At 50.3% G+C, this 12,040-nt stretch carries 13 protein-coding genes; 6 read left to right on the plus strand and 7 right to left on the minus strand.

Features of this window, described 5'->3' with window-relative positions; translation table 11 throughout:
• Nucleotides 1-44 precede the first annotated feature (44 nt).
• The gene (locus AACQ84_RS11865; protein ID WP_012307953.1) at nucleotides 45-824 is read left to right on the plus strand and encodes a pseudouridine synthase; all 780 of its coding nucleotides are present in this window, start codon (nucleotides 45-47) and stop codon (nucleotides 822-824) included.
• Complete coding sequence (locus AACQ84_RS11870) at nucleotides 821-1,654, plus strand: helix-turn-helix domain-containing protein (RefSeq protein WP_012307954.1); 834 nt, start codon at nucleotides 821-823, stop codon at nucleotides 1,652-1,654. The genes AACQ84_RS11865 and AACQ84_RS11870 overlap by 4 nt, the downstream gene beginning before the upstream one ends.
• A 2-nt stretch (nucleotides 1,655-1,656) precedes the next feature.
• On the opposite strand, the gene rsmI is transcribed toward AACQ84_RS11870, so the two are convergent.
• From rsmI to AACQ84_RS11885, 3 genes are read right to left on the minus strand one after another with little or no spacing between them, the layout of a single operon-like run.
• Nucleotides 1,657-2,502: a 16S rRNA (cytidine(1402)-2'-O)-methyltransferase gene (rsmI, locus tag AACQ84_RS11875; RefSeq protein ID WP_012307955.1), complete on the minus strand. Its 846-nt coding sequence runs from the start codon at nucleotides 2,500-2,502 to the stop codon at nucleotides 1,657-1,659.
• 34 nt (nucleotides 2,503-2,536) lie between these two features.
• Nucleotides 2,537-3,640, minus strand: coding sequence for an NAD(P)/FAD-dependent oxidoreductase (locus AACQ84_RS11880; protein WP_012307956.1), 1,104 nt, complete (start codon nucleotides 3,638-3,640; stop codon nucleotides 2,537-2,539).
• A 3-nt stretch (nucleotides 3,641-3,643) separates the two neighbouring features.
• Nucleotides 3,644-4,570: a class I SAM-dependent methyltransferase gene (locus tag AACQ84_RS11885; protein WP_012307957.1), complete on the minus strand. Its 927-nt coding sequence runs from the start codon at nucleotides 4,568-4,570 to the stop codon at nucleotides 3,644-3,646.
• Nucleotides 4,571-4,774: 204 nt separating this feature from the next.
• Here AACQ84_RS11885 and AACQ84_RS11890 point away from each other — a divergent pair, with 204 nt between their 5' ends.
• Nucleotides 4,775-5,119, plus strand: a complete 345-nt coding sequence (locus AACQ84_RS11890; RefSeq protein ID WP_012307958.1) for a DUF760 domain-containing protein — start codon at nucleotides 4,775-4,777, stop codon at nucleotides 5,117-5,119.
• Between the two features lie 108 nt (nucleotides 5,120-5,227).
• Here AACQ84_RS11890 and AACQ84_RS11895 read toward each other — a convergent pair whose 3' ends face one another.
• The 3 genes from AACQ84_RS11895 to AACQ84_RS11905 all read right to left on the minus strand — a co-directional run bounded on the left by AACQ84_RS11895 (nucleotide 5,228) and on the right by AACQ84_RS11905 (nucleotide 9,166).
• On the minus strand, nucleotides 5,228-6,118 hold the full coding sequence (locus tag AACQ84_RS11895) for a S1 RNA-binding domain-containing protein (RefSeq protein ID WP_012307959.1): 891 nt from the start codon (nucleotides 6,116-6,118) through the stop codon (nucleotides 5,228-5,230).
• A gap of 87 nt (nucleotides 6,119-6,205) precedes the next feature.
• Nucleotides 6,206-8,014 carry a putative bifunctional diguanylate cyclase/phosphodiesterase gene (locus AACQ84_RS11900; RefSeq protein WP_012307960.1) on the minus strand — a complete coding sequence of 603 codons (1,809 nt, stop codon included), beginning with the start codon at nucleotides 8,012-8,014 and terminating at the stop codon, nucleotides 6,206-6,208.
• Between the two features lie 33 nt (nucleotides 8,015-8,047).
• Nucleotides 8,048-9,166 carry a PAS domain-containing sensor histidine kinase gene (locus tag AACQ84_RS11905; RefSeq protein ID WP_012307961.1) on the minus strand — a complete coding sequence of 373 codons (1,119 nt, stop codon included), beginning with the start codon at nucleotides 9,164-9,166 and terminating at the stop codon, nucleotides 8,048-8,050.
• A 187-nt stretch (nucleotides 9,167-9,353) separates the two neighbouring features.
• Between AACQ84_RS11905 and AACQ84_RS11910 the strand changes: the two genes are divergently transcribed.
• Entirely contained in the window at nucleotides 9,354-9,947 is a 594-nt protein-coding gene (locus AACQ84_RS11910) for a methyltransferase domain-containing protein (protein WP_143589394.1), read from the plus strand.
• Between the two features lie 14 nt (nucleotides 9,948-9,961).
• Here the strand turns inward: AACQ84_RS11910 and fabG are convergent, their stop codons facing one another.
• On the minus strand, nucleotides 9,962-10,726 hold the full coding sequence (gene fabG / locus AACQ84_RS11915) for a 3-oxoacyl-[acyl-carrier-protein] reductase (protein ID WP_012307963.1): 765 nt from the start codon (nucleotides 10,724-10,726) through the stop codon (nucleotides 9,962-9,964).
• 109 nt (nucleotides 10,727-10,835) lie between these two features.
• Here fabG and AACQ84_RS11920 point away from each other — a divergent pair, with 109 nt between their 5' ends.
• Nucleotides 10,836-11,159 (plus strand): thioredoxin family protein, encoded by a 324-nt coding sequence (locus AACQ84_RS11920; RefSeq protein WP_012307964.1) that lies wholly within the window; start codon nucleotides 10,836-10,838, stop codon nucleotides 11,157-11,159.
• 309 nt (nucleotides 11,160-11,468) lie between these two features.
• The gene (locus AACQ84_RS11925) at nucleotides 11,469-12,032 is read left to right on the plus strand and encodes a hypothetical protein (RefSeq protein WP_012307965.1); all 564 of its coding nucleotides are present in this window, start codon (nucleotides 11,469-11,471) and stop codon (nucleotides 12,030-12,032) included.
• Nucleotides 12,033-12,040: the final 8 nt, after the last annotated feature.

Genomic DNA, 12,040 nt, shown 5'->3' on the forward strand with positions numbered 1-12,040 from the left:
CTTGCAATTTTCCTGGCTTTTTAGAAACCAGCACTCCATAATCTATGGCTGAAAGGGTGCAAAAAATTCTCGCCCGTTGGGGCATTGCGTCACGGCGGGGAGCAGAAAAACTCATTCTCGCTGGACGGGTGACCCTCAATGGCAAACCCGTTCAATTGGGGGATCAAGCGGATCCAGAAGGCGATCGCCTCTGTGTTGACGGGAAACCCCTCAAGGCGACCGAACGCCCGCGACATTACTATTACCTAATCCACAAACCCAAGGGTGTGGTTTCCACCTGCGCTGATCCCAAGGGACGATCGACGGTTTTAGATTTGCTGCCCCCTCCGCTACGGCAAGGAAAGGGAATCCATCCCATCGGCCGCCTCGATGCCCAATCCACAGGGGCGTTGCTGCTGACCAATGACGGTAATTTCACCCTGGCCTTGACTCATCCTCGATACCACATTCCCAAAACCTATCGCGTTTGGCTCAAGGGGAAAGTACCAGAACATGTCCTCGATCAGTGGCGTCAGGGGGTAATGTTGGGCGATCGCCGTACCTTGCCCACCCAAATTCACCTCAAAACCATTACCCAAGATAAAACCTGTATTGATATCATGCTTACCGAAGGGCGCAACCGCCAGATCCGTCGGGTCGCTGAACAGCTCGGTTTTCCTGTGGTAAAACTCCATCGTCTCGCCATTGGTAACCTACACCTGGGCGATCTGCAACGGGGCCAAGCCCGTCCCCTAACGAAAGCGGAGATCAAACAGCTCCGATCCCAATATAATTCTAATTTCCCATTCCATTCATCCGCCCCAGTCCGGGAGTACCAAGCATGAAGGAGACAGCGATCCATTCCCCCATCCCCCAGCAAGAATACCTCGCCCAAATTGGTGTCCAGTTGCAGCAACAACGCCTCGCCAAAGACTGGTCCCTCGCCTTTGTGTCCCGTAAAACGAACATTCGTCGGGCACTCCTTGAAAATATTGAAGCGGGTCGCCTAGAGCAACTCCCAGAACCGGTTTATCTCCAAGGTCTCCTGCGTTGCTATGCGGAATGTCTTGGCCTCGATGGAACGGCGATCGCCCAGGAATTTCCCCAAGCCGAAACCCAAAATCGTTGGCATATTCCCCGTTGGAGCCAATTTATTTACCATTTCCAGTTGCGGCCGAGTCATCTGTACCTTGCCTATTTGTTGATCATTGTTGCCACGGTGCAATCCCTGGGCAACATCGTCCGCAACCAAAACCCCAGTCTGACGCCCCAACTTGATCCAGCTCTCCTGGAGAGCACAACCCCAGCCCGCCAGGAACGTAACACAGCCCAGACCACAGCACTATCCCCGTCAGTCACCGCCCCGATCGACCCCAACAACAATGGGGCAGATGTACCAGAGTCCGTGGTGGTGGATATTCGCGCCCAGGAAATGGCCTGGATGCGCGTCGAAATCGATGGTCAAACGGCCTTTGAAGGCACCCTCGCCAAGGGCACCCAAAAACAATGGATTGCCGATGAAAGTGTGCGCGTCCGTTCCGGCAATGCAGGGGCTGTTTACATTACCATCAACAACCAGCAACCCCACCGTTTAGGGGAACCCGGTGCCGTCGAAGAATTTACTTACCAGGCTAAAGCAGACAACAACAAGCCCAAAACCCAAGCGTCTTCCTAGAGTTAACCCTCTAGCTCTGTGCTGAGTTGGTAGATATGGCGGCGGGATAAATTCAGCTGTTGGGCGAGGGTGCGGCTAGCCCCAGAACGACTCATGCCCTGTTGCATTAACGCCTGAAGTTGGGCCAAAATTTCAGCATCGGTCAGTGCCTCGTGGTCAGTTTGTGGGCTTGCTCCGGCCAAGATCAGGGTGAATTCTCCCTTGGGGTTGTGCTGCTGGTAATGGGTGAGGGCTGTTTCGAGGGGGCCGCGCCAAAATTCTTCGTGGAGTTTGGTCAGTTCCCTGGCGCAGACAAGGGGGCGATCGCCTTCAAAATGTTCCAGCAAATCCGTTAAGGTTTTTACCAATCGGTGGGGCGCTTCGTAGAAAATCAGGGTGCGGGGTTCTTGGGATAACTCCGTTAGTAACTGATGGCGATCCTTCTTTTTCGGGGGTAAAAAACCTTCAAAGACAAATTTTTCCGGTGATAATCCAGAGGCAATTAAGCCCGTGAGTCCGGCACTAACCCCAGGAATGGGCACCACCGTAATTTCTGTATCGATCGCACTGGCGACCAATTCAAAGCCCGGATCGCTGATCCCCGGTAATCCGGCATCACTCACGAGGGCAATATTTAGCCCACTGCGTAATTTTTCGAGGAGTTGCGCCTGCCGTTGATGACGGTTGTGGTCGTGGTAGCTAATTTGGGGGGTGGCAATTTGAAAATGCTTGAGAAGTTTGCCGGTGTGTCGGGTGTCTTCGGCGGCGATCAGATCGACGTTTTTGAGGGTGGCGATCGCCCGGAAAGTCATGTCATCGAGATTGCCGATGGGGGTGCCCACCAAATAAAGGGTGCCGGAGGTCGTCATGGTTTACGTGAGAAAAATTAGGGACTGGGACAAACTAAAAAGGAATGGTTTCTGGGGCCAGGAGCCAATCGCGAATCGTTAGGGCCGTCGCTGGGGCCAGGAGGACGCCATTGCGGTAGTGGCCTGTGGCCAGGAGGATATTGTCGTAACCCGCTAACCCTTTGAGAACGGGAGCACCTTGACCGTTGGGCCGGGGCCGTTTCCCTGACCAATGCCGGAGAATTTCTGCATTTTTTAAAAGCGGATAGAAGGCGATCGCCTTTTGGAGCACTTGATCGGCGAGGGTGATGTCTGGAGTGATTCCACCTGTTTCAGCAGGAAATTCCACCGTCGCCCCTACCCAATATTCCCCTTGGCCCAGGGGTACCACATGGATATCTTCAAAGCTAACCACGGGTTGAAAAGGGGTTTGCGGTTCAAGCTTTTTTGGCACGCGCAGGTGAAAGGCTTGCCCCAATACTGGCCCCAGGGACAGGCTTTCGCTTAGATGTTTAGTAACCTCCAGGGAACCCAGACCCGCTGAAACAATGAGCCAATCGCAAGGATAGCTGTTTTGATCTGTGCTAATTTTTTGACAATGTTGATCTGTGATCTCCAACTTGGGTTGGGAAATTCCAAAGTAGCAGTGCGCACCATTCTGTTGGGCGACGGCTAGTAAGGCTTTGGTGAAGGGGACGGGCTGCACCTGGAAATCCTGGGGCGAAAAAATGCCGCCAGCGGCTTCCTTGGCTTGGAGGTGGGGACAATGTTGTTGAATGATTTCTTGATCCCAGATTGCCAACTGCCAACCCGATGCTTGGCGCAATTCCCGGAGGCGATCGCCTTTTTCTAGTTCTTCTGGTTCCCGCAATAATTTCAAAATGCCGTGAGAATTGTGGGGTACTGGCTGACCTGCGGCGGCAAGTTCCTCTAAAAGTCTCGGAAAGCGTTCCATACTGCGGCGGCGTAATGTCCAGGCGCGTCCTTTCGTTTTGCGACTGATGATCCCCATCAGCATCCCCAAGGCAGCCCCCGTCGAGCCCCTGGCGGGTTGGGCTGTGTCCAAAACCGTAATCTTGAACTGATCCAGTTGACTCAACTCGTAGGCGATCGCCGCCCCAACGACCCCTGCTCCCAAAATCACAACCCGTTTTACCATCGCTTAATCCCTGACCTTGGCAATAACCGTGCGGTGACGGACGGTATTTTCTTGGATGAAGGGCGCTTCAAACCCAGCCCGCTGCAACTCCTCGGCCACATCGAGGCTGAAATATTGATCCAAATAGGGTTCTGTACTTTTGAGCAACGTCAAAATATAGGGGGGCATTTTTTTATAAACTTCCGCCTGGGGATTCATGTCCATCAGCGCGAAGTAACCGCCGGGCTTAAGGAGTCGTTTCGCTTCCCGGAAAATGGCGATCGCCGCTGTTTGGGGAAGCTCATGGAAAATCAAAGAACAGGAGACTAAATCAAACGATTGTCCAGGCAGTTGGGTGTCCTCTCCGGGCGCGTGGCACCAGGTAAACTGATCAGCGTGATGAGCGGCGGTGCGATATTTTGCCACTGCGAGAAAATAGGGCGACAAATCCACCCCTGTTAACTGAGCATTGGGGAAAACCTGCTGTAGCGCCTCCGTGCTCATGCCCACACTGCAGCCAATATCAACAATTTTTTCCGGGGTAATATCGATATTGAATTTCAAAATTTGGTGATAACTATCCCGCAACAACGCATCCCCTTGGACGTTCGGTTCCCCAAACAAGGTTGAATGGACAGAATAGGCCGCCGACTCGACCTCTAGGGCCGGCTCCCAACCCAAATTTCCGGCTTCATAGGCATGGAAGGAACGCAGGTAGTATTCGGGATAAGTTAAATCTGGATTTTCAACCGCCGCGAGATCTGCTTGCCAATCTCGTTTTTGTAGGGTCGCCACAGTTTCTCGCCAGGGCACCCCTAACTTTTCGGCCCGTTGAATCATCATTGCTCTAGCACGGTTTTTTGCCAGGGCGGCGATTGGCCGAATTGCTAAAAGGCCGTTGACTAGCTTGACACGGAAATCAGTGGGTTGGCGAGGCGGGCTTACGGTCATCGTTGAAATGAATACAACAGGGTTTGTGGGCGTAATCTATTTTACAGGTGATCTTCCCTGGGGAATTTTTGGGGGCGATCGCCTTCGTGATTCACACCATTGGCCCCTAGCGCTCTCTCTGGGCTCTCCGGTTACCCACCATGTACAGTCCGATAAATAAAAGCTAAAGTGGGGGGTGAGCAGTAAATATTTTCGGACTAAGGAATGATTTTTAACTCTGACTTCTTTTCCGCCGACGTTGACGAACAAGCCGCAAACAATTTAATGGAATACTTGCAACAGCAAAATCCTGACGTACTTGCACGGGTGGCCCAGTCCGCTAGCTCGGAGATAAAAGATATCATCGCCCACAATGTCAGAGGCTTAATCGGTGTCTTACCCCCAGACGATTTTCAAGTAAGTATCACCACCGACCGCGAAAATTTAGCAAATCTCCTTGCGTCCGCCATGATGACGGGCTATTTTCTCGGTCAAATGGAACAACGCATGAACTTAGAATCGAGCTTAGTTGAATCTGGTTCTCTCCATACGGACTTAGACTTTGAGTAGTCGCTGGCAAAATTTGTAAAAAAAAAAGATGGCCTAAAAAAACCACCTCAAATAATCAAATTGTTTGATTCCGGTTAACAAGGGAAAATTTTCCCTTATTTTTATGCCTTAAACCAGATTGAGTTTTTTGCGGGCTGCCTCTACCCGTTCCTCGGCATTGGTTTGTACTGCGTCAAACTGCTCAATCACTTCACCGGGGAATTTTTCGAGGGCCTGGAGAGATAGGGAAATGCGATTATTACTTTCTTCGATGTCTGTGATCAGCACCCGCACCGTTTGGCCAATGCTAAAAAGGGCTTCGATTTGCTCAACGGGCTTGGCACTAATTTGACTGCGATGGAGGAGTCCGGTCATGCCATCGAGCTCGACGAAAACGCCGTAGGGTTTAATATTCACTACGGTGCCGCTGACTAAAGCCCCAATCGACAGGCGGCGCATCACTTCGGCCTGGGCGGCATAGCGTTGGGACAGCACTAATTTGCGACGTTCTTGGTCAAACTCCAAGAAGTTAACCGTTAGCAGTTGCCCCATGAGATCATCAATATTTTTATCGACCAGGTGGGAGTTGGGAATAAAGCCCCGCAGTCCTTGAATATCACCGGTGACGCCGCCCCGATTACTGCCTGTGACGCGCATTTGGACGGAGTTGCCTGCTTCGGCGGCTTGGGCGAGATCTTCCCAAACCCGTTGTTCGGCTAATTTGCGACGGGACAGGGTGACTTGGCCTTCGGCATTTTGGCCCCGGACAATCAAAAATTCAACATTTTCGCCCACGGGCAGAGCCGTATGGGCATCTGTTTCGCCTGCCAGGAGTGCGTCCCGGAGGGGAGAAAACCCAGGTGATTTTCCACCAATATCCACGAGGACGCCATCGGATAGATGTTCAAAGATTTTTCCTGTGACCACTTGTCCCTGTTCGAACTGGTAATCGTGTTCGGTGAGGGCATGCTCAAAGTCGTCCATGGAAAAGGCGATCGCGGGATTAGGCTCTGCAGTCATTGTTAATAAATGTCTGTATACGAAAAAAGATTAGAATAGGCTTAATCCTATCGTACTCCGGTTCTTTCGTAGCGTCAGGGTCGGAAGCTAGGCGGGATTAGGGGAGATTGGGCATGGTTCGTAAAAATTTTGGTCGGCCTGGAGCATGGCTGTAAATTTTTCGGCGGGCACCGGCGGACTAAACAAAAACCCCTGGATCTCGTCACAATGTTGCGTCTTGAGGAATTCTAATTCGGCCATGGTTTCGACCCCCTCAGCAACGGTGGTCAGTTCGAGTTGTTTCGCCATCATGATGATGTGTTTGACGATGGTGGAGTTGGTAATGTTGTGGGCGACGTTGCGGACAAAGCAGCGGTCTATTTTAAGGATATCGAAGGGGAAATTTTGGAGATAACTCAGGGAGGAGTAGCCTGTCCCAAAATCATCAATGGCAATGGGAAAACCGGAGTTTTTTAGGGCTTGCAGATGGGCGATCGCCAACTCCACATCCGAGATCAAAATACTTTCGGTCACTTCCAGTTCGATTTGAGCCGGATTAATCCCATACTGCTGGGTAATTTCGACCAGATTTTCCACCAGTTGAGCTTGATAAAATTGCCGTCCAGAAAGATTAACAGCGATCCTAAGATCGCTCATGCCCCTTTGCATCCATTGTTGAGCCTGGTGACAAGCAGCCCGAAACACCCATTCTCCAATGCTGGCGATCAAACCATTTTTTTCAGCAAGGGGAATAAACTTCGCCGGTGAGACCATACCTAAGGTGGGATGAAACCAGCGAATGAGCGCTTCTGCACCAACAATTTTGCCCGTCGTCGTACTAATTTTAGGTTGGTAATACAGGGTCAGTTGATTGTTTTGGATCGCGTCGTAGAGATCCGCATCAAGCAGTAGATTTTGGTGATTGGCATTAATTTGCGCTTCTTGGAAATGGAAATAATAGTTCGTGCTGCCCCGTTGCCGCGCCGTCTCCATCGCCTCTTTTGCTTGGTTGAGATACTTATCGAAGTTGTATTCCCGGTAGGGCATGGTAATCATCCCGATGTACCAATTGATCAAGATCTTTTGTCCATTGACCGTCAGGGGGCTGCCAAAGGCTTCTAGGATCTGCTCTGCCATTTGATTGAGTTCGGCCTCATGCACCGCACAATTGGGGGGATAAATCACCACAAAATCTGTGTAATTTAAACAGGCTAAATAGGCCTCCTCGGCCACCACCGTCACCAACTGGCGCACGATATGCTTGAGGACAGCATTACCAAATTGATAGCCAAATAATTCGTTGATTTTTTCAAAGCGATCAACGCTCAGATAGAAAATGGGAATCTGCCACGACTCATGGGGTTGGAGTTGCTGCTGAACGAACGGTTCCCACTGTTTTAGGAGGCGGTTGAGGTCATCCCGGAGGGCGAGTTGATTGGGAAGCTGGGTAATGGGATCGTGGGTAACGGCGTAGTTGATTTGTTGGCGATCGCCAGCCTGTTTCTTTTGCTGAAAATACCCCTGCCAGGAGCGATGTTTCCGCAAACGTGTTTTAATGGCGTCAAGTAACTCGTAGGTGGTAAAGGGCTTTGTGAGGTAATCATCGGCCCCCAAGTTCATCCCTTGGCGAATATTTTCTTTCGTACCTTTGGCCGTTAAAAAAATGAATGGAATCGTTTCGGTTTCTGGATCTGCTTGGAGAATTTCTAAGACACCATAACCGTCCATGCCCGGCATCATGATGTCACAAATAATTAGATCTGGACGATTTTCAATGGCAATGCCGACGCCAATCTGCCCATTTTCTGCTTCTAGAACCTGATAATCTTCGGCGATGAGCAAGGTGACGATGAGCTCTCGGATCGAATCTTCGTCTTCAATGACGAGAATGGTGGGGGAAAGTGAGGAGGCAACCATAGTAGATGTTTCTCATGGGACTTGATGCGTCAGTCAGGGTTTACTCACGAAAGAGCAGGGAATTTTAACGCGGAATGTGGTGCCAGAATTCACGAGACTTGCGACCATAATCGTACCATTGTGTAAGTCAATGTAACGTTTCACAATGTGTAGTCCTAAGCCTGTGCCTGGAATTTTGCCAACATTTTGAGCCCGGTGAAAGGGTTCAAATAAATGTGGTAAATCGGCTTGGGGAATGCCAATTCCCCGGTCAGTGATGGTGATGCTGATTTGGCGATCGCCACAACAAACTACTAGGCTGACGGCTTCACCGGGAAAAGAGTATTTGAGGGCATTCGAGAGTAAATTAGACAGAATGTGGCGGATAATCTTGGCGTCTAGGACGGGTAAGAGGCGGCGATCGCCTTGGTATTGGGGAACGAAATCAAACCGGATCGGGTGGGTATGGCCAAACACCACTTGCAACTCTTCGATGATGTCCTGGCACAGCCCTTCAAAATGCACGGGCGCTGGCTCTAGGGTGAGTTGTCCTGCATCGACGCGACTGACCGAAAGGACATCGTCAACGAGGGTTTGGAGCCGTTGGGCCGCCCCTTTAATTCGCTGTAGATGCCGCCGTTGCGCTTCTGGGTTGAATTTGTGGGCGTATTGTTCGAGGAGTTCAGTAAAGCCCAAAATCGAGGTCAAAGGGGTGCGGAATTCATGGGAGGCAATGTCAATGAAACGGGTTTTCAGTTGATTGAGTTCTTTTTCGCGCATCAGGGCATTGTGCATATCTAGCTCTACCTGTTTGCGATCGCTAATGTCACGCATCACCCCAATCACCCAAAACTGATCCGAATCTTGCGCAGTAATATCCTTAGGAACTCCCCGGTCTTGGATCCAAACATAGGAACCGTCATGGTGCTGGAATCGATAGTCCAACTCGTAGGCTTGCTGTTGGGCGAAGGCTTGTTCGAGGGTGGCCAAAACTTTCGTTTGATCGTCCGGATAGAGCCGCTCTAGCCAAGTTTGACAATCATTACCCATTTCCGCCGCCGAATACCCCAAAACCCGCGTAAAATCCCCGTACCACACCATTGCACCTGAGGTTAAACAGCGTTCATAGACGATGTCGCCAAGGGCTTGAATTAGAGCAGGATTATATTGCATGGGCAGGGTGAGATAAGACGCACAGAAAAAAAAAGGAAAATCAGACGAGAAATGATGGGAAATTGCTGACCCTTAAACGGCAATCAATTTGAAAAGTTTGATAAGAAAGCCTCTGGAAATTAGTGTAATACTGATTAAATAAACTCATTAGTGCTTTGCAACTAAGCTTTAAGGTTGGGCAATGGTAATGGTTCGGAAAAAAAATTTTTGGGAAGAAAAATATCAAACGGCTCAACATCGCTGGGATCTCGGCCAAGCAGCGCCACCGCTCCAGGATTTTTTCGCAAAGACAGCACCATTACCCCAAGGGAAATGGGGGGTTTTGGGTTGTGGCCAGGGCCATGATGCTGTGTTTTTAGCAAAACAGGGGTTCTCAGTAACGGGGGTTGATTTTGCCCCAGCGGCGATCGCCGCCGCGAAAGCATTAAGCCAAGATCATGGTGTTACTCTTACTTTACTCGAAGAAAATATTTTTGATCTCAAAAAAAGTCATAAAAGTCACTTTGATTATCTGTTCGAGCATACCTGTTTCTGTGCGATCGCCCCAGAGCAGCGTCCCGATTACGTTACCTTGGCGGCCACAATCCTTAAACCAGGGGCCAAACTCTACGGTATTTTCTACACCCACAACAAAACGGGAGGCCCGCCCTTTGGCACAACCCCCCAGGAAGTAATTCAGTTGTTTTCCCCACAATTTAAGATTCTTGCCCTCGATCCGATTCAAAATTCTGTGTCGAGTCGGCAAGGGGATGAACATTGGGGGATCTTGCAAAAGAAATAGGCGATCGCTTTAATTTAATGCATCACCATCCCGCCATCTACATTAAACGTTTGACCTGTAATGTAAGCAGCAGCAGGATCAGCGGCGAGGAAACGAATCATCCCAGCAATTTCTTCCGGTTGACCATAGCGGCCCAGGGGAATGTACTTGAGAATTTCATCGGCTTCGAGGCCTTCGGTCATGTCAGTGGTAATAAAACCAGGGGCCACGGCATTAACCACAATGTTTCGACTAGCCAGTTCCTTAGCGACAGTCTTCGTAAAACCAATCACCCCGGCTTTGGCGGCGCTGTAGTTAGCTTGACCAGGGTTCCCCATTAGTCCGGCCACAGAGGTGATGTTGATGATCCGGCCCCGGCGTTTTTTCATCATCGGTTTGGTGACGGCTTTGGTGCAGAGAAAGACGCCGGTGAGGTTGAGGTCAATGACAGCTTGCCAGGCATCGAGCTTCATGCGCATCAGTAGGGTATCTTTTGTGATCCCGGCGTTGTTGACGAGGATATCAATTTGGTCCCATTGGGCGAGGGTTTTTTCGACGAGATCGTTGACTTGATCTTCCTGGGACACATCGGCTTGGAGGGCGATCGCCTCACCTCCGGCGGCCTGAATTTCCGCGACCAATGCCTCGGCAGCAGCACTGGAACGGGCGTAGTTGATCACCACCTTTGCACCTTCTGTGGCGAGGGTGATCGCCGTGGCTTTACCAATCCCCCGAGACGCCCCGGTGACGATGGCCACTTGATCCTTCAGACGTTGTTGCGCGGCGGGTAAAAGCTCCATTGCCTATCTCTCCAAAAGTCTTTGCGTTTTGATGACTGGGTTATCATAGGAGTTAGGGTCGTGCGATCGCAACAATTCCCCTCGCAATCTCGTTTCGGAGCTATTTTCCATGGCTGTCAAAAAACAATTTTCCAGTTTTGAAGCAATGTTACAGGCTGCCGAAAAGCCTGTTTTAGTCGATTTTTATGCAACTTGGTGTGGCCCCTGCCAAATTATGGGCAAAACCCTCGAAGAAATCAGCCCCCAAATGGCCAATGAAATTCAAATCGTCAAAGTAGACGGCGATCGCTATCCGGCCCTTGCCTCCCACCACGGTGTCCATGCCTATCCCACCCTCGTGCTCTACAACAAAGGACAATTAGTTTCCCGCATCGAAGGGGCCGTTGCCGCGCCACAACTGATGCAACAAATCCGCCGCGCCCTCCAAAATTAAGCCTTCAACATCACTCCCCTGGTGGCGAGCTTAACGGTTACTGCTCAAAATATTCAATCTAAATCCCAGGGAATATTTACATTTCTTGACCCGGCCGGGTCTTTTTTTGTGAGCAAAAAATCACATCGTAAACTTATGAGAAGAAAGGCTTTTTTCCCCTTCCATTAGGGTTTCGATTTACGTTACAGTCAGAGATAAGGAAATCAAATAAAGTCACAGAAAAATTTTTGCCAGTAATCCAAAAATTGGGGAATTTTTCGGGACATAATCGAGATTTTTGGCAGTTGATAGAGATTTAGGGAGCGCAATATGGTGTGGCAAAAGTTAAGAAAATTCGCAGGTCATTTCGTGGCGCGGCCAGTGGCGCTGCTGCTGGGTTTAGGTCTGACGGCGATCGCCCCAAATTTAGCCCAGGGAGCAACCCTCGAACACCGTGCCCTGAGTCGGAGTGAAAACTTTTTTGCATCTCTAAATACCCGCTTGATTGCCCAGCAGCAAAGTGCCGTTTTCGTTTATGGAACTTCTCCTGTTGCCCAACAATTAGGCCAGGACTACATGGTGCTCCAGGTGAATGACAACAACCGGGTGCAAGGGGTCTTTTACCAAGTGAATTCGGAATATGCTTGCTTTTCGGGCGCGATTAACAACGGTAAGTTAGATTTAGCCGTCCTCGATCCCTACGAACAGGTGGCCTACGATTACCAATTGGATTATGTGGCTAAGGGGTTTGTCGCCGCTGGTGGCGATCGCCCGACGTTGCAGATGGTCCCAGCGGGCTTCCAACCGATCAATGTTCCTAGTGAGCTAGATTATGCCCTGCTCAAAGAATGTGCCGATTTCCAGGCGCCAACTAAGGCCGTTGTTGATATTTAACACGCTTT

Origin of the sequence: Picosynechococcus sp. PCC 7002 (assembly GCF_963860125.1) — a bacterium.
Taxonomy (GTDB): domain Bacteria; phylum Cyanobacteriota; class Cyanobacteriia; order Cyanobacteriales; family MRBY01; genus MRBY01.